Origin of the sequence: Streptomyces sp. NPDC051286, assembly GCF_044455345.1 — a bacterium.
GTDB lineage: Bacteria > Actinomycetota > Actinomycetes > Streptomycetales > Streptomycetaceae > Streptomyces.
The window spans coordinates 107,468-124,380 of the sequence record NZ_JBITER010000005.1 but is presented as its reverse complement, the minus strand read 5'-3'; the positions used below and the strand labels follow the sequence as shown (position 1 = coordinate 124,380).

Sequence of the window (16,913 nt, the reverse complement as noted above, 5' to 3'; positions counted from 1 at the left end):
GACCCCTACGAACGGGACTCCCGGGACCTCTTCGTCTCCTGCTCCGGGTCCTTGGCGATGTCCTTCTCGCCCCTCGGCTGCAGCAGCCGGGACTTCACATCGTCCGGCGGCAGGAACCGCGACCACCGCTCCGGGAACTCGGACGGCATATAGGGACTGTCACCGTCCTCGTCGCACTCCGCCTTCGTCCGCGCCACCAGTTCAGCGGCCTGGGCGGCCCGCGCCCGGTCGTTGGCCGCACGTGCCGCGGCCGTCGCCACCGACGGCCACACCCGGTCGATGGCAGCGTTGACCGCCGCCCCCACCAGTACCGCGAACGCGGAGATGCCGATCCACAGCAGCACGGCGATGGGGGCGGCAAGCGACCCGTAGATCGTCGGCCCCTCGACCGTACTGGTCAGATAGATCCGCAGCAGGAAGCTGCCGACCACCCACATGGCGAGCGCCACCAGCGCGCCCGGCACGTCCTCCATCCACGGCGACCGGACCGGCACGGACACGTGGTAGAGCGTCGTCAGGAAAGCGATCGTCAGCAGGATCACCAGCGGCCAGTACAGGACGCTGATGACCTCCGTGCCCCACGGGATGAACTCCACGACCCGGTCGGGGCCGACCACCAGCAGCGGCAGTACGACCGCGCCGAGCAGCAGCGCGACGATGTACAGCAGGAAGGAGAGCAGCCGCGTCTTGACGATGCCGCGCTGGCCGTCGAGGCCGTACATCACGGTGATCGTGTCGATGAAGACGTTCACAGCGCGGGACCCGGACCAGAGCGCGATCGCGAAACCGATCGAGATGACATCGGGCCGGGCACTGGTCGTGACGTCCGCCAGGAGTGGTTTCGCGAAGTCGTTGACACCCCGCTCGGACAGGACCGTCTGCGCCGCGCTGAGGATATTGCGCTCGATGGAGGCGACCGTGGTCGTACTGGTCCACTCGTCGACGTACCCCAGCAGTCCGATCAGGCCGAGCAGCAGGGGCGGCAGGGACAGCAGGGTGAAGAACGCCGCCTCAGCCGCGAGTCCCAGAATGCGGTACTCCATGCACGAGTTGACGGTGTCCTTGAGCAACTGCCAGACCATCTGCCGCTTGGATACGTTGCGGTAGAGGACTCGGGCCCGGTGGAGCCGACCCGGTGGCCGCTCGGGTGTTTCATTTGCTGCCTGCACATCCTTACCGTATCCGCATGGCAGCCACCACCCACACCGTGTCCAATCAGGTCCCGCCGCTGGTCGGCTACGACGTCTTCGCGGCCGACCGCGCGCTCACCGAGGCCGTGGAGCGGCACCTCACGCCCGAACGGCTGGCGGAGGTGCGCGAGGAACTGCACGACCTGGGCCGGGCCGCGGGGTCCGCTCAGGTCCAGGAGTGGGGCACGCAGGCGAACGAGAATCCGCCGAAGCTCCGCACCCATGACCGGTACGGGCATCGCATCGACGAAGTGGAGTTCCACCCGTCCTGGCACCGGCTGCTCGGGCACGCGGTCGCCGCCGGGCTGACCGATGCCTGGGGGCGGCCCGACGGGCATGTGCGGCGCACGGCCGGGTTCCTGGTGTGGACACAGGCCGAGGGCGGGCACGGCTGCCCGCTGTCGATGACGCACGCGGCGGTGCCCGCGCTGCGGACCGATCCGGAGCTGGCCGCCGAGTGGGAGCCGCGCCTGACGTCGCCGGTGTACGAGCGGGGGCTCCGGCCCGCCGCGCAGAAGACCGGCGTGCTCTTCGGCATGGGCATGACGGAGAAGCAGGGCGGCACCGATGTGCGGTCCAACACGACACGGGCCGAGCCGCTGTCCGCCGACGGCGAGTATCTGCTCACCGGGCACAAGTGGTTCTGTTCGGCGCCGATGTCCGACGGCTTCCTGGTGCTGGCGCAGGCACCCGGCGGGCTGACGTGCTTCCTGCTGCCCCGGGTGCTGCCCGACGGCACCCGCAACGTGTTCGCGATCCAGCGACTCAAGGACAAGCTGGGCAACCGGTCCAACGCGTCGGGCGAGGTCGAGTTCGACGGGACGTGGGCACGCCGGGTGGGCGAGGAGGGACGCGGGGTCCGCACCATCATCGAGATGGTGGCGGCGACCCGGCTGGACTGTGTGACCGGTTCGGCGGCGCTGATGCGGCAGGCGGTCGCCCAGGCGGTCCACCACTGCACATACCGCAGCGCGTTCGGCGGGGTGCTGATCGAGAAGCCGCTGATGCGGAACGTACTGGCCGATCTGGCGCTGGAGTCCGAGGCGGCGACGGTGCTGGCACTGCGGCTGGCCGCCGCGTACGACGCCGGTACGGAGGCGGAGGCCGCGTTTCTGCGGATCGCGGTGCCCACGGCGAAGTACTGGGTGACGAAGCGGTGCACCCCCATGGTGGGCGAGGCGCTGGAGTGCCTGGGCGGGAACGGTTACGTCGAGGAGTCCGGGATGCCGCGGCTGCTGCGCGAGGCGCCGCTCAACTCGATCTGGGAGGGCTCCGGAAACGTACAGGCCCTGGACGTCCTGCGGGCGCTGCAGCGCGAACCGCACGCGCTGAACGCGTTCCTCCAGGAGGTCGGCAGGGCGCGCGGTGCCGATCACCGGCTGGACGGGGCGATCAAGGACATGCTGACCGAACTCGCCGATCTGAACGGGATCGAGGCGCGGGCCCGCCGGCTCGTCGAACGGATGGCGCTGGTACTGCAGGGTTCGCTCCTGGTCCGCTGGGCGCCGCCGGAGGTCGCCGACGCGTTCTGCGCGTCGCGGCTGGGCGGGGACTGGGGTGCGGCGTTCGGGACGCTGCCGCACAGCCTGGACCTGGCGTCGATCGTGGAGCGCGCACGGCCCGTCGCGCCCTGATCCGCCCGATAAGACCGACCGGCACATGGGGGGTGGGAGAAGGAGCGGGGCTGGGTGCGTGCAGCTGCAAGGCGGAGGAGGGAGGCAACGCGAAGGGGGTCCCCCCATGCCTTCAGAGCTATGGGGGAGTTGTTGACTGACGACAACGCCGCAGATGTGAGTGCCCAGCCCCGCGACGCCGCCTCCCATTTGCCGGTCGGTCTAAAGCGACAGAGGGTGGTGCTGCGCCGACACGGCACCACCCTCCATGCTGTGCACACCGAGCAACAGGGCACAGGCTCCGCCGTGCGGTGTTGCGCCACTCTCGTACGCACCTGTGGGTCCCCGCCAGAGTTGCAAAGGGTTGCAACCATTGCGTGGAGTGCGCACTATCGGGAACCCCGCAACGGCAGGATGGGACCCGTGGGCCGCCGACCCGGCCCTCGTATCTGGGGGGATTTCGACAGTGGGGACACATGCTGCCGAGGTGACACGGCTGGCGGCCATGGACTCGGAGCGGGCCACGCGCCTGCTCCACAAGGCCCGGGAGGCGAAGCAGGCCGGCGACCGGATGCCGGTCGCGCCGCGGGCCGAGATCGGTGCCTCGTGGGAGCGGGTGCGGCGCAGTGGCATCGATCCGGAGCAGTCCACGGAGAGCGTGCTGCTGGAGCCGGACGAGATCGAGCACCGGCGCCGGAGTTCGGCGCTGGGTGAGGTGATGCCGCTGCTCAGCGAAGGGCTGGTCTCCATCGCCGACGCCGCGCAGCAGATCGTGGTCGTCACCGATGCCGAGGGACGGGTGCTGTGGCGGCAGGGCAATCCGGGGGTGCTGCGCCGGGCCGACGGCATCTGCCTGGAGGAGGGCGCCGCCTGGTCCGAGGCCGTCGCGGGCACGAACGCGATCGGTACGGCGCTCGCCGAGCGCGCCCCCGTGCAGGTCCACTCGTCCGAACACTTCGTCCGCAGCCTGCACCCCTGGACGTGTGCGGCGGCCCCGGTCCGTGACCCGCGGGACGGCCGGATGATGGGCATCGTCGACATCAGCGGGTCCGCGTCCACCTTCCATCCGACCACGCTCGCCCTGGTCGGTTCGGTGGCCCGGCTCGCCGAGAGCGAGATCCGGACCCGGCACCTGATCGCGATCGACCGGCTGCGGTCGGTGGCCGCGCCGCTGCTCGCCCGGCTGGGCGGCCGGGCGATGGCGGTGGACACGCGCGGCTGGCTGGCGGCGGTCACCGGGATGCCGCCGGTGGCCAGGCTGCCGCTGCCGAAGTCGCTGCAGCCGGGCCGGGTGTGGCTGCCGTCGCTCGGTATGTGCCGGGTGGAGCCGCTGCCCGGCGGCTGGCTCGTGCAGGTGGCGGACGGTCCGTCGGAGGGTCCGCCGCGCCGGGTGGTCCTCGACCTCAGCCGGCCGCGCGGTCTCGTGGTCAATGTGGTGGGCCCGGTCGGCACCTGGACCCAGCGGCTCTCGCCGCGCCATGCCGAGCTGCTGTACATGCTGGCGCTGCACCGCGAGGGGCGGACGGCGTCCGAACTGGCGGAGGACATCTTCGGCGACGCGACGCGGACCGTGACGGTCCGGGCCGAGATCTCGCGGATGCGGCGCCACCTGGCTGAGGTGCTGGCGCACCGCCCGTACCGTTTCGGCGAGGGCGTCGAGGTGGAGGTGATCCACCCGGAGCATCCGGGCGATCTGCTGCCGCACTCGACGGCTCCAATAGTGGTCAGGGCCCGTACGACGGGGTGACCGGAGAACCGGAGTCCTCCAGTCCGTACCGCGGGACAGGCTTTGGCCAGAGCTGCACGGCATGATTCCCTGACAGCCATGAGCAACACGGAACGCACAGCCGCCGCCGAGGTGACCATCTGGTCCCTGGAGCAGACCTCCCCCGACGACCTGCGGCCCGCCGCAGCCCCCGAGGGTGACATCCGGATCGTACGGTCGGCGGTGCCGCTGCCCGAGTTCAGCCGGTTCCTGTACACGGCGGTCGGGGGCGACATCCAGTGGACCGACCGGCTCTCGATGACGTACGCGCAGTGGCAGGAGGCCCTGGACCGGCCCGGTGCGGAGACCTGGGTGGCGTACGAGAACGGGACCCCGGCCGGGTACATCGAACTGGACCCGCAGGACGAGGGCGTCGTCGAGATCATGTACTTCGGACTGATCCCGGCATTCCGCGGCCGCCGGATCGGGGGCCATCTGCTCGCCTACGGGGCCGCACGCGCCTGGGACCTGGCGGAGCGCTGGCCGGAGCGGACGCCGACGAAGCGGGTGTGGCTGCACACCTGCTCCAAGGACGGCCCGCACGCGATGGACAACTACCTGCGGCGCGGGTTCCGGCTCTTCGACACGAAGGTGGAGCTGGAGCCGGAGGTGGCCACGCCGGGGCCGTGGCCGGGGGCGCAGCGGTAGAAGTCGGGCCGGTGCCTCGCGCGCCGCGGGTCCGTCCCGGAACCGGGACCACCTGTGGCGCCCCGCCGTGCGAGGCTCAGCGCCGGATCGCCGTGTGTCCGCCGGGTATGTGCGGTTGCCCGGCAGGCGGGACTTTCGAAACACGCCCTAGCGGCTCATACGGATCCGAACGGGCTCACCTCAGCGTGACCGTCACCACGTCATCTCACGGTTCGGGACGGCCTCGTCCACATCATGGATAGTGGTGGACTGTCCTGAGACGCGCGTGACAGGCTTCCGTCATGCCTGGAACTGGGATTGCCTTGGTGAGTCGACGCCACGTCGACCTCGGCCGCATGTCCAGCGCCATCTGTCCGGCGAGCTGAGAGTCCCAGCACCCGCCGCGTTCCCCCCTTTCTCCCTTCTCTGCAACTCCTGCGCACCGCCGCGCCTCAGCGCGAGTGTGCAGTTCAGAGCCGCCCTCCCGCAGTCCCGAAGGACGTATTGTCATGGCCTCCACCCCGGAACAGCCTGCGACCACCACGCCCCGCCGCAAGGCCGGACGCCACCGTGGCGAGGGCCAGTGGGCCGTGGGACACCACACTCCGCTCAACGGCAATGAGCAGTTCAAGAAGGATGACGACGGTCTCAATGTGCGGACACGCATTGAGACGATCTACTCCAAGCGCGGATTCGACTCGATCGACCCCAACGATCTTCGTGGGCGCATGCGCTGGTGGGGTCTCTACACCCAGCGCAAGCCCGGGATCGACGGGGGCAAGACCGCGATCCTGGCGCCCGAGGAGCTGGACGACACGTACTTCATGCTGCGGGTGCGGATCGACGGCGGCCGGCTGAGCACCGCGCAACTGCGCGTCATCGGCGAGATCTCGCAGGAGTACGCGCGCGGCACCGCAGACATCACCGACCGGCAGAACATCCAGCTGCACTGGATCCGCATCGAGGACGTCCCGGCGATCTGGGAGAAGCTGGAGGCCGTCGGGCTCTCCACCACCGAGGCGTGCGGCGACTGCCCGCGCGTGATCATCGGCTCGCCGGTGGCGGGGATCGCCGCCGACGAGATCATCGACGGCACGCCCGCGGTCGACGAGATCCACGACCGCTACATCGGCAACAAGGAATTCTCCAACCTGCCGCGCAAGTTCAAAACCGCGATCTCCGGCTCCCCGGTGCAGGACGTGGTCCACGAGATCAACGACATCGCGTTCGTCGGCGTGGTCCACCCCGAGCACGGTCCGGGTTTCGACGTCTGGGTCGGTGGCGGGCTCTCCACCAACCCACGGCTCGCCGAACGGCTGGGCGCCTGGGTACCGTTGGACGAGGTCCCGGACGTCTGGGCCGGTGTAGTGGGGATCTTCCGTGATTACGGCTACCGGCGGCTGCGCACCCGCGCCCGGCTGAAGTTCCTGATGGCCGACTGGGGCCCGGCGAAGTTCCGCCAGGTACTGGAGGACGAGTACCTGAAGCGCCCGCTGATCGACGGGCCCGCCCCCGAGCAGCCGAGCAGCCGCTGGCGCGACCACGTGGGTGTCCACCAGCAGCAGGACGGCCGTTTCTACGTCGGGTTCGCGCCCCGGGTCGGCCGGGTGGACGGCTCCACGCTGGCCAAGATCGCCGACCTGGCGGCCACGCACGGCTCGGACCGGCTGCGCACCACCGTCGAGCAGAAGATGCTCATCCTCGACGTCGAGCAGGACCAGGTGGACTCCCTGGTCACGGAACTCGAGGCGCTCGGCTTCCAGGTGAGGCCCTCGCCCTTCCGCCGCGGCACGATGGCCTGCACCGGCATCGAGTTCTGCAAGCTGGCGATCGTCGAGACGAAGGCACGCGGTGCGTCACTGATCGACGAACTCGAGCGCCGTATGCCGGAGTTCGACGAGCCGCTCACCATCAACATCAATGGCTGCCCCAATGCCTGCGCCCGCATCCAGACCGCGGACATCGGCCTCAAGGGCCAGCTCGTCCTGGACGCCGACGGCAACCAGGTCGAGGGATACCAGGTGCACCTCGGTGGCGCACTGGGCCTGGAGGCCGGCTTCGGCCGCAAGGTCCGTGGCCTGAAGGTCACTTCCGCCGAGCTGCCCGACTACGTCGAGCGGGTGCTGGGCCGGTTCCAGGCGGAACGCGAGGACGGCGAGCGGTTCGCAACCTGGGCGGCGCGGGCCAGTGCGGAGTCGCTGTCATGAGCGAGCGCGCCGCACCGTTCTACTGCCCGTACTGCGGCGACGAGGACCTGCGCCCGCACGAGACCGGGCACGGTGCCTGGGAATGTGCTTCCTGCAACCGCGCGTTCCAGCTCAAGTTCCTGGGCCTGCTGACCCGAGGGCTGCAGCGCAACGACGTTGAACGGGACAGGATATGACGCAGACTCAGCACAAGAGACTCGGGGCCGAGGAGCTCAGGGAGCTGGCCGAGCGAGCGGGCCGGGAACTCGAGGACGCCTCCGCGCCGGAGATCCTGCAGTGGGCCGCCGACACCTTCGGCAAGCGGTTCTGCGTCACCTCCTCGATGGAGGACGCGGTCGTGGCGCACCTCGCGTCCCGAGTCTTCCCGGGCGTCGATGTGGTCTTCCTCGACACCGGTTACCACTTCGAGGAGACGATCGGCACGCGTGACGCCGTCGAGGCCGTGATGGACGTCAACGTCATCACGCTGACCCCGCGGCAGGCGGTGGCCGAGCAGGATGCCGAGTACGGGCCGAAGCTGCACGACCGGGACCCCGACCTGTGCTGCAAGCTGCGCAAGGTCAAGCCCCTCGAGGAGGGCCTGACGTCGTACGCGGCCTGGGCGACCGGGCTGCGTCGCGACGAGTCCCCGACCCGCGCGAACACCCCGGTCGTCGGCTGGGACGAGAAGCGGCAGAAGGTCAAGATCTCGCCGATCGCCCGCTGGACGCAGGACGACGTCGACGCGTACATCGCGGAGCACGGGGTCCTCACCAACCCGCTGCTGATGGACGGTTACGCCTCCGTGGGCTGCAGGCCCTGCACCCGCCGGGTGCTGGAGGGCGAGGACGTGCGCGCCGGCCGCTGGGCCGGGCGGGGCAAGACCGAGTGCGGGCTGCACGACTGATGACGACTGATCAGGAGAGTTCGATGAGCGTGACGGAGAGCGGAGCCACCATCTGGCTGACCGGTCTGCCGAGCGCGGGCAAGACCACCATCGCGTACGAACTGGCCGGGCGGCTGCGCGGCGAGGGCCACCGGGTGGAGGTGCTCGACGGCGACGAGATCCGGGAGTTCCTCTCCGCGGGTCTGGGCTTCTCCCGCGAGGACCGGCACACCAACGTCCAGCGGATCGGCTTCGTCGCCGAACTGCTGGCGGCCAACGGCGTGAAGGTGCTGGTCCCGGTCATCGCCCCGTACGCGGACAGCCGGGACGCGGTACGCAGGCGTCACCAGGCCGAGGGCACCGCGTACCTGGAGGTGCATGTCGCGACTCCGGTCGAGGTGTGCTCCGTACGCGATGTGAAGGGGCTCTACGCCAAGCAGGCGGCGGGCGAGATCAGCGGGCTCACCGGGGTCGACGACCCGTACGAGGCGCCCGAGTCGCCGGACCTGCGGATCGAGTCGCACCAGCAAACCGTGCAGGAGTCCGCGGCGGAGCTGTACGCGCTGCTGAGCGAGAGGGGTGCAGCGTGACGACCGTCGCGACTGTGTCGGAAGGCACCGACAATCCGTACGCACTCAGCCACCTGGACTCCCTGGAGTCCGAGGCGGTGCACATCTTCCGTGAGGTGGCGGGAGAGTTCGAGCGGCCGGTGATCCTGTTCTCCGGCGGCAAGGACTCGATCGTGATGCTGCACCTGGCGCTGAAGGCGTTCGCGCCGGCGCCGGTTCCGTTCACGCTGCTGCACGTCGACACCGGGCACAACTTCCCGGAGGTCCTCGACTACCGCGACCGCACGGTCGCCGAACACGGGCTGCGGCTGCATGTCGCCTCCGTGCAGGAGTACATCGACGCCGGGAAGCTCCGCGAGCGCCCCGACGGCACCCGCAACCCGCTGCAGACCATTCCGCTGACCGAGGCGATCCAGGAGCACCGCTTCGATGCCGTGTTCGGCGGCGGCCGCCGCGACGAGGAGAAAGCGCGCGCCAAGGAGCGGGTCTTCTCGCTGCGCGACGAGTTCTCCCAGTGGGACCCTCGCCGCCAGCGCCCCGAGCTGTGGCAGCTGTACAACGGCCGCCACGCCCCCGGCGAGCACGTCCGGGTCTTCCCGATCTCCAACTGGACCGAGCTCGACGTCTGGCAGTACATCGAGCGCGAGGGCATCGAGCTTCCGGAGATCTACTTCGCCCACGAGCGGGAGGTCTTCAACCGCTCCGGGATGTGGCTGACCGCCGGTGACTGGGGCGGCCCCAAGGAGGGCGAGCGGGTCGAGACCCGGCAGGTGCGCTACCGCACCGTCGGCGACATGTCCTGCACCGGCGCGGTCGACTCGGACGCCACGACGCTCGGCGCCGTGATCACCGAGATCGCCGCCTCCCGGCTCACCGAGCGGGGTGCGACACGCGCCGACGACAAGATGTCCGAGGCCGCGATGGAAGACCGTAAGCGCGAGGGGTACTTCTAAATGAGCACAATCTCCCAGCAGTTGTCGACCACGACCCTGCTGCGGTTCGCCACCGCGGGGTCCGTCGACGACGGCAAGTCCACCCTCGTCGGACGCCTTCTGCACGACTCCAAGTCGGTCCTCACCGACCAGCTGGAGGCCGTCGAGCACGCCTCGCGCAGCCGGGGCCAGAAGACGCCGGACCTGGCGCTGCTGACCGACGGGCTGCGGGCCGAGCGCGAGCAGGGCATCACCATCGATGTCGCCTACCGCTATTTCGCCACGCCGCGCCGCCGGTTCATCCTGGCCGACACCCCGGGGCACGTGCAGTACACCCGGAACATGGTGACGGGGGCCTCGACGGCCGAGCTGGCCGTCGTCCTGGTGGACGCCCGCAACGGTGTCGTCGAGCAGACCCGCCGGCACGCCGCCGTCGCCGCCCTGCTGCGAGTGCCGCACGTGGTCCTGGCCGTCAACAAGATGGACCTGGTCGACTACGCGGAGCCCGTATTCGCCGCCATCGCCGAGGAGTTCACCGCATACGCCGCCTCGCTCGGCGTCCTCGAGATCACTGCGATCCCGATCTCCGCACTCGCCGGTGACAACGTCGTGGAGCCGTCCGCGCACATGGACTGGTACGGCGGCCCGACGGTCCTCGAACACCTGGAGACGGTGCCGGTCAGCCACGACCTCACCGGCTGCCACGCACGCTTCCCCGTCCAGTACGTGATCCGGCCGCAGACCGCCGAGCACCCCGACTACCGGGGCTACGCGGGCCAGATCGCCGCCGGCGCGTTCCGCGTGGGCGAGGCCGTCACGGTCCTGCCCTCGGGCCGCACGTCAACGATCGCCGGGATCGACGCGCTCGGCGAGAGCGTCGACATCGCCTGGGCGCCCCAGTCGGTGACCGTCCGGCTCGCCGACGACATCGACGTCTCGCGCGGTGACCTCATCGCACCGGCCGACGACGCGCCGGCGGTCACCCAGGACATCGAGGCGACCGTCTGCCACGTCGCGGACCAGCCGCTCGTGGTCGGCCAGCGGGTGCTGCTCAAGCACACCACCCGCACGGTCAAGGCGATCGTCAAGGACATCCCGTCGCGGCTGACGCTGGACGACCTCTCGCCGCACCCGGCGCCCGGACAGCTCGTCGCCAACGACATCGGCCGGGTCGTCGTCCGTACCGCGGAGCCGCTCGCGCTGGACGCGTACGCGGACTCCCGGCGCACCGGCTCGTTCCTGCTGATCGACCCTGCGGACGGCACCACGCTGACGGCCGGCATGGCGGGCGCCTCGTTCGCCGCCGAGGCCGAGGCCCAGGCCGCCGCCGACGACGCCGAATGGGACTTCTGATGGTTGTCGACATCTACGCGACGTTCGCGAAGGAGGGCGGCCGCATCGGCAGCGGCGCCCTCGGCAGCGGTCAGGGCGGGGTTGCGCGATGTGCGCGATGACGTACGCGCACTGCCTGCGCGCCCCCTTGCACCAACCGCACCTCCGGTACCGCCGGTTCAGACGAAGACATGCCGACTGCCCGGCCGCGTTCCCATAACCCTCGGGGGACGTGAGCCCCGGGCCGACGAGAGGAACGCCTCCCGTGCCTGCCACCCGTTTCCCACTGCGCCGCAGCCTCGCCGCAGCCGCCGCTCTGCCGCTGCTCGCCGCGGCGCTCACCGCCTGCGGCTACGGCTCCGCGGCGAAGGACGACGACGCCAAGAAGGCGAACGTCTCCGCCGACGGCAAGAAGCTCTCCGCGGACACCGTGAAGATCGGCTACTTCCCGAACCTCACGCACGCCACCGCCCTGGTCGGCATCCAGGAAGGCATCATCGCCAAGGAGCTCGGGGGCACGACGGTCAAGCCGTCGACGTTCAACGCGGGCCCGTCCGAGATCGAGGCGCTCAACGCCGGTTCGATCGACATCGGCTTCATCGGCCCCTCCCCTTCCATCAACGGCTTCGCCAAGTCCAGGGGCAAGAGCCTGCGGATCATCGGCGGTGCGGCGTCCGGCGGCGTGAAGCTGGTCGTCAACCCGGAGAAGATCAAGACCCTGGACGACCTCAGAGGCAAAAGGATCGCCACCCCGCAGCTCGGCAACACCCAGGACGTGGCCTTCCTCAACTGGATCTCCGAGAAGGGGTGGAAGGTCGACGCCCAGAGCGGCAAGGGCGACGTCTCCGTGGTCCGCACGGACAACAAGGTGACCCCGGACGCCTACAAGGCCGGTTCCGTCGACGGCGCCTGGGTCCCCGAGCCGACCGCCTCCAAGCTGGTCGCGCAGGGCGCGAAGGTGCTCCTCGACGAGTCGACGCTCTGGCCGGACAACAAGTTCGTGATCACGAACATCGTCGTGTCGCAGAAATTCCTCACGGAACACCCGGACGTCGTCGAGGCGGTGCTGCGCGGTTCGGTCAACACCAACGTGTGGATCAACGCCCACCCGGACAAGGCGAAGGCGTCCGCCAACACCGCGCTCAAGGAGCTGTCCGGCAAGGAGCTGCCGGCCGAGGTCCTCGACCCGGCGTGGAAGTCGATCCGGTTCACCGATGACCCGCTGGCCGCCACGCTCGACACGGAGGCCAAGCACGCGGTGAAGGCGGGTCTGCTGGAGCAGACGGATCTGACGGGCATCTACGACCTGAAGCCGCTGAACAAGATCCTCAAGGCCGCGGGCAAGCCCGAGGTCGCCGACGCCGGACTCGGCGTCAAGTAAGGCCGACCGGCACATGGGGGGCGGGAGAAGGAGCGGGGCTGGGTGCGTGCAGCTGCAAGGCGGAGGATTGAGACATGGCGGAGCCATGGTGATTGACGACAACGCGGCAGATGTGCGTGCCCAGCCCCGCGACGCCGCCCCCCATGTGCCGGTCGGCCTAAGCCACCCGACCGTTCCAGGATCTCCCAGGAGGTGACGACCATGGCGACGACCACGCTCACCAAGGCCGAGGACCGTACGGCGGTCGGGCACGCCGCCCGGATCGACCACGTCTCGAAGTCCTTCGGCGGGCCGGAGGGGCCGCAGCTCGTTCTGGACGACATCACGCTCGATGTCGCTCCCGGCGAGTTCGTCACCCTCCTGGGAGCTTCCGGGTGCGGCAAATCGACGCTGCTCAACCTGGTGGCCGGACTCGACCGCCCGACCGCGGGGTCCATCGAGACCCCCGGCGGGCGGCCGGCCCTGATGTTCCAGGAGCACGCCCTCTTCCCGTGGCTGACCGCGGGCAAGAACATCGAGCTCGCGCTGCGACTGCGCGGCGTACCCAAGTCCGACCGCCGCACGGAGGCGGAGCGGCTGCTCGAACTCGTACGGCTCGGCGGGGCGTACGGGAAGCGGGTGCACGAACTCTCGGGCGGCATGCGCCAGCGGGTGGCGATGGCCCGCGCGCTCGCTCAGGACAGTCAACTGCTGCTGATGGATGAGCCGTTCGCCGCTCTCGACGCCATCACCCGGGATGTTCTGCACCACGAGCTGACCCGGATCTGGCGCGAGACGAACGTCTCGGTCCTCTTCGTCACGCACAACGTGCGGGAGGCGGTCCGGCTCGCCGAGCGGGTCGTCCTGCTGTCGTCGCGGCCGGGCCGGATCGCCCGCGAGTGGACCGTCGACATCGACCAGCCGCGCCGCATCGAGGACACCGCGGTGGCGGAGCTGTCCGTCGAGATCACCGAACAACTGCGTGGGGAGATCCGCCGACATGGCCAGCACTGACACCACCACCGAGGACAGCACCGCCGCGTCCGGCACCGTCAAGGACGCCGCCCAGGACCTGGCCGGGCTGGAGGCGGGGCTCGACGCGCTCGACGCGGTGCGGGTGAGCCGGACTCCGGTACGCCAGGTGCTGGTGCAGAAGGTCCTGCCGCCGGTCGTGGCCGTCGCACTGGTGCTCATCGTCTGGCAGATCCTCATCTGGGCAAAGGTCACCGACGACTACAAGCTGCCGTCGCCGTCCCAGGTCTGGGACGAGGTGACCAACGCCTGGGCGCAGGGCACCCTGCTCGGCTACATCTGGACGAGTGTCTCGCGGGGCCTGCTCGGCTTCCTGCTGGCGCTCGTCATCGGTACCCCGCTCGGGCTGCTGGTGGCGCGCGTGAAGGTGGTGCGCGCGGCAATCGGCCCGGTGCTCTCCGGTCTCCAGTCGCTGCCGTCGGTGGCGTGGGTGCCGCCCGCGGTGATCTGGCTGGGGCTCGACGACACGATGATGTACGCGGTGATCCTGCTGGGCGCCGTCCCGTCGATCGCCAACGGTCTCGTCGCCGGTGTCGACCGGATCCCGCCGCTGCACCTGCGGGCCGGGCAGACGCTGGGCGCCACCGGGCTGCGCGGCACCTGGCACATCGTGCTGCCCGCCTCGCTGCCCGGCTATCTGGCGGGGCTGAAGCAGGGCTGGGCGTTCTCCTGGCGCTCGCTGATGGCCGCCGAGATCATCGCCTCGTCGCCCGATCTGGGCGTGGGCCTCGGGCAGTTGCTGGAGCAGGGCCGCGAGACCAGCAGCATGTCGATGGTGTTCCTCGCCATCTTCCTGATCCTGATCGTCGGCATCGCCATCGACCTGCTGATCTTCAGCCCGCTCGAGCGGTGGGTGCTGCGCAGCCGCGGCCTCCTCGTCAGTCGCTGACCCACGAAACCGACCCAGGAACCGATCCAGGAACCGAGTACCGTCATGGCTTCCCCCGTTCTTCTCGTCATCGCCCACGGCAGCCGCGATCCGCGGCACGCGGCGACCGTGCACGCGCTCACCGCGCGGGTCCGGGCGCTGCGCCCCGGACTGCGCGTGGAGACCGGCTTCCTGGAGTTCAACGCCCCGTCCGTGCCGCGGGTGCTGGAGCGGCTGGCCGCGCAAGGCGCCGGCGAGGTGGTGGCCCTGCCGCTGCTGTTGACCCGGGCCTTCCACGCCAAGACCGACATCCCCGCCGTGCTGCACGAGGCACAGACCCGGCTGCCACGGCTGCGGATCCGGCAGGCGAAAGTGCTCGGCCCTTCGCCGCTGCTGAACTCCGCCCTGGAACGGCGGCTGCACGAAGCCGGGGTCTCCCCCGGCGACCGAGGCTCGACCGGGCTCGTCCTGGCCTCGGCGGGCTCCACAGACCCGGAGGCGATCGCAGTGATCGCTGAAATCGCGCGGGAGCTGCGGCACACCGGTTGGTGCGCCGTGCGGCCTGCGTTCGCCTCCGCTGCATCTCCTGGGGGCCATCCCCCTGCCGAGGACGCGGTACGGTCCCTGCGGGCATCCGGTATCCGTCGTGTCGCCGTGGCCCCGTACGTCATCGCGCCCGGCCGCCTCCCCGACCGTATCGCCGCGGGCGCCCGGGAGGCGGGGGCGGATGTACTGGCCGAGGTGCTCGGTCCTTCGCGGGAGTTGGCGCGGCTGCTGCTGCGCCGCTACGACGAGGCGTGTGTGCCGCGCGTGGCGGCGCTCACCGCCTGACACCGGCGCGGGCCACACATCCGGCCGGCTCCGGCCGGGCGTGGCGCGGAATGCGCGGCGCCCGGCCCTTTCGGTCCACCCGGCCTTGGCCGTCGCCCTGACCGTGCCCCCGGTCCGGCGCCCGCCGCGGTGACAGCGGAGACCGTGACCGTGTACGCGGCCGAGGGGCGGGACGGGGCACCGGAACCCTGCGCGTCGGCCGCGGTGACGGTGACGCGGTGAAAGGGCCGCCGTCCTCGGGGAGCCCGCCGATGCAGATGCGGGCTCCGCGTCCGGAGCGCCATGAGGAGCACCCGCGGCCCCAGGAGGGGCGCGGCGCTCAGCCGACGTCGAGGCTGCCGGTGCGGGTGCGCTTGAGTTCGAAGAAGTCCGGGTAACCGGCCAGCACCCGGAAGCTGTCGAAGAGCCTGCCCGACTCCTCGCCGTGCGGGGCGGCGCGCAGCACCGGGCCGAACCACACCGTGCCGTCGACATGGATCGTCGGCGTGCCGACATACCCGTCTGCCTCCGGGTCCTTGCCCGCGTCATGGCTGCGCCGCAGCGCTTCGTCGTAGGTGTCCGCGTGCGCGGCACCGGCAAGCGCGGCGGGCAGGCCGAGCTCGGCGAGGGATTCGGCGATCACCTCGTCGAAGTCCTCGTTCTTCTGCTGGTGGATGCGGGTGCCGAAGGCGGTGTAGAGGTCCCGGAGCACGCCGTCGCCGCACTCGGCCGCCGCGGCGACCGCGACCCGTACCGGGCCGATCGACTTGTCGACCAGTTCCCGGTACCAGTCGGGCAGTTCATTGCCGGTGTTGTGCAGATGGAGGCTCATGACGTGGAAGCGGAGCTCGATGTCACGCTGCTGCTCCACCTCCAGCATCCAGCGGGAGGTGATCCATGCGAACGGGCAGGCGGGGTCGAAGTAGAAGTCGACGACGGCCCGGTCAGTACCGTGATTCCGATGAGTGGTCATGGCCCGAGCGTAGCCAGCCATTGGCATACAGCTACGGGCCAATCAGCACCCCTCCCAGTGGGCCACTTTCAGGCGGCGGTCCACTGCGGATCGCGTCCGCTGCGGGCCAGTGCGCGCGCGAGGACGGGCGCCGATCCGGGCACGTCGACCTCGTCGGCGAAGCCGCCGTACTGCCGGTAGAGCTCGGCGGACCCCTCGATGGCGCCGAGGACGTACGCGGCCGCCCCGTCGGAGAGCCTGAGCTCCTGACCGGTCGCGCGGGCCACGTCCCAACTGTGCAGAGCCGTCTCCTCGATGAGCATCGCGGCGACCTCGGCCGCGGGGGACGACGCATGGCCCAGGTCGATCTCGCCTTCCCAGACGGCCGGGTCCGACCAGGCGGCGACGGCCCGGTCGAGCTGCGCCGCGTACTGCTCGGCCCAGTCGGCGTCGGCCGTGAAGTCACGGGCGGTGAGCTCGTCGGGGAGGGGCGTGCGCCGGGCGCGGTGCTCCAGGCCGTGCGAGGTGTAGAGAACCCAGTGGTTGATCAGTTCCCGCAGATCCCAGTCACCGCAGGGAGTGGTGGGCGCGGTCAGCTGTTCGGCGCTGATGCCACGGGCGATACGGGCCGCCTCGGCGGCGCATTCGGTCATATGAGCGTGCTCGGTCTTCATGCACCGGACGGTACGGCCGGCCGCCGGCACCGGTATTGAAGAAACGCGACACCGGCCCGTGCCGGACGTCCGGCTCGCCCAGGACACGGCGTCGACCAATGCGGGGAGTTCGGCCAC

The 16,913-nt window shown here is 70.4% G+C and carries 17 protein-coding genes; 14 read left to right on the top strand and 3 right to left on the bottom strand.

What is annotated here, in order from left to right; all coding sequences use genetic code 11:
* Positions 1-5: 5 nt before the first annotated feature.
* The gene (locus ACIBB8_RS07760; protein ID WP_398949526.1) at positions 6-1,169 is read right to left on the bottom strand and encodes a YihY/virulence factor BrkB family protein; all 1,164 of its coding nucleotides are present in this window, start codon (positions 1,167-1,169) and stop codon (positions 6-8) included.
* A gap of 17 nt (positions 1,170-1,186) precedes the next feature.
* Between ACIBB8_RS07760 and ACIBB8_RS07755 the strand changes: the two genes are divergently transcribed.
* The 14 genes from ACIBB8_RS07755 (at position 1,187) to ACIBB8_RS07690 (ending at position 15,191) form a co-directional block, all read left to right on the top strand.
* The gene (locus ACIBB8_RS07755; protein WP_398949525.1) at positions 1,187-2,824 is read left to right on the top strand and encodes an acyl-CoA dehydrogenase family protein; all 1,638 of its coding nucleotides are present in this window, start codon (positions 1,187-1,189) and stop codon (positions 2,822-2,824) included.
* A gap of 484 nt (positions 2,825-3,308) precedes the next feature.
* The gene (locus ACIBB8_RS07750; protein WP_398949706.1) at positions 3,309-4,550 is read left to right on the top strand and encodes a GAF domain-containing protein; all 1,242 of its coding nucleotides are present in this window, start codon (positions 3,309-3,311) and stop codon (positions 4,548-4,550) included.
* A 78-nt stretch (positions 4,551-4,628) separates the two neighbouring features.
* A complete protein-coding gene (locus ACIBB8_RS07745; protein ID WP_398949524.1) occupies positions 4,629-5,216 on the top strand; it encodes a GNAT family N-acetyltransferase in 588 nt (195 codons plus the stop codon).
* Between the two features lie 281 nt (positions 5,217-5,497).
* A complete protein-coding gene (locus ACIBB8_RS07740; protein WP_310739661.1) occupies positions 5,498-5,581 on the top strand; it encodes a putative leader peptide in 84 nt (27 codons plus the stop codon).
* 123 nt (positions 5,582-5,704) lie between these two features.
* Entirely contained in the window at positions 5,705-7,402 is a 1,698-nt protein-coding gene (locus ACIBB8_RS07735; RefSeq protein ID WP_398949523.1) for a nitrite/sulfite reductase, read from the top strand.
* Entirely contained in the window at positions 7,399-7,578 is a 180-nt protein-coding gene (locus tag ACIBB8_RS07730) for a hypothetical protein (RefSeq protein WP_398949522.1), read from the top strand. Before ACIBB8_RS07735 ends, ACIBB8_RS07730 begins: the two co-directional genes overlap by 4 nt.
* A complete protein-coding gene (locus tag ACIBB8_RS07725) occupies positions 7,575-8,288 on the top strand; it encodes a phosphoadenylyl-sulfate reductase (RefSeq protein ID WP_398949521.1) in 714 nt (237 codons plus the stop codon). The genes ACIBB8_RS07730 and ACIBB8_RS07725 overlap by 4 nt, the downstream gene beginning before the upstream one ends.
* A gap of 23 nt (positions 8,289-8,311) precedes the next feature.
* A complete protein-coding gene (gene cysC, locus ACIBB8_RS07720) occupies positions 8,312-8,857 on the top strand; it encodes an adenylyl-sulfate kinase (RefSeq protein WP_398949520.1) in 546 nt (181 codons plus the stop codon).
* A complete protein-coding gene (gene cysD, locus ACIBB8_RS07715) occupies positions 8,854-9,789 on the top strand; it encodes a sulfate adenylyltransferase subunit CysD (protein ID WP_398949519.1) in 936 nt (311 codons plus the stop codon). Before cysC ends, cysD begins: the two co-directional genes overlap by 4 nt.
* Positions 9,790-11,121 (top strand): sulfate adenylyltransferase subunit 1, encoded by a 1,332-nt coding sequence (locus ACIBB8_RS07710; RefSeq protein ID WP_398949518.1) that lies wholly within the window; start codon positions 9,790-9,792, stop codon positions 11,119-11,121.
* 244 nt (positions 11,122-11,365) lie between these two features.
* Positions 11,366-12,481 (top strand): aliphatic sulfonate ABC transporter substrate-binding protein, encoded by a 1,116-nt coding sequence (locus ACIBB8_RS07705; protein WP_398949517.1) that lies wholly within the window; start codon positions 11,366-11,368, stop codon positions 12,479-12,481.
* Positions 12,482-12,682: 201 nt separating this feature from the next.
* Positions 12,683-13,474, top strand: coding sequence for an ABC transporter ATP-binding protein (locus ACIBB8_RS07700; RefSeq protein ID WP_398949516.1), 792 nt, complete (start codon positions 12,683-12,685; stop codon positions 13,472-13,474).
* Positions 13,461-14,381 (top strand): ABC transporter permease, encoded by a 921-nt coding sequence (locus tag ACIBB8_RS07695; RefSeq protein WP_366694323.1) that lies wholly within the window; start codon positions 13,461-13,463, stop codon positions 14,379-14,381. The genes ACIBB8_RS07700 and ACIBB8_RS07695 overlap by 14 nt, the downstream gene beginning before the upstream one ends.
* Before the next feature lie 45 nt (positions 14,382-14,426).
* Positions 14,427-15,191 (top strand): sirohydrochlorin chelatase, encoded by a 765-nt coding sequence (locus ACIBB8_RS07690; protein WP_398949515.1) that lies wholly within the window; start codon positions 14,427-14,429, stop codon positions 15,189-15,191.
* Positions 15,192-15,510: 319 nt separating this feature from the next.
* Here ACIBB8_RS07690 and ACIBB8_RS07685 read toward each other — a convergent pair whose 3' ends face one another.
* Together ACIBB8_RS07685 and ACIBB8_RS07680 are read right to left on the bottom strand one after the other, a co-directional pair.
* Complete coding sequence (locus ACIBB8_RS07685) at positions 15,511-16,143, bottom strand: DsbA family protein (protein ID WP_398949514.1); 633 nt, start codon at positions 16,141-16,143, stop codon at positions 15,511-15,513.
* A gap of 68 nt (positions 16,144-16,211) precedes the next feature.
* Entirely contained in the window at positions 16,212-16,796 is a 585-nt protein-coding gene (locus ACIBB8_RS07680; RefSeq protein WP_398949513.1) for a TIGR03086 family metal-binding protein, read from the bottom strand.
* Positions 16,797-16,913 lie beyond the last annotated feature (117 nt).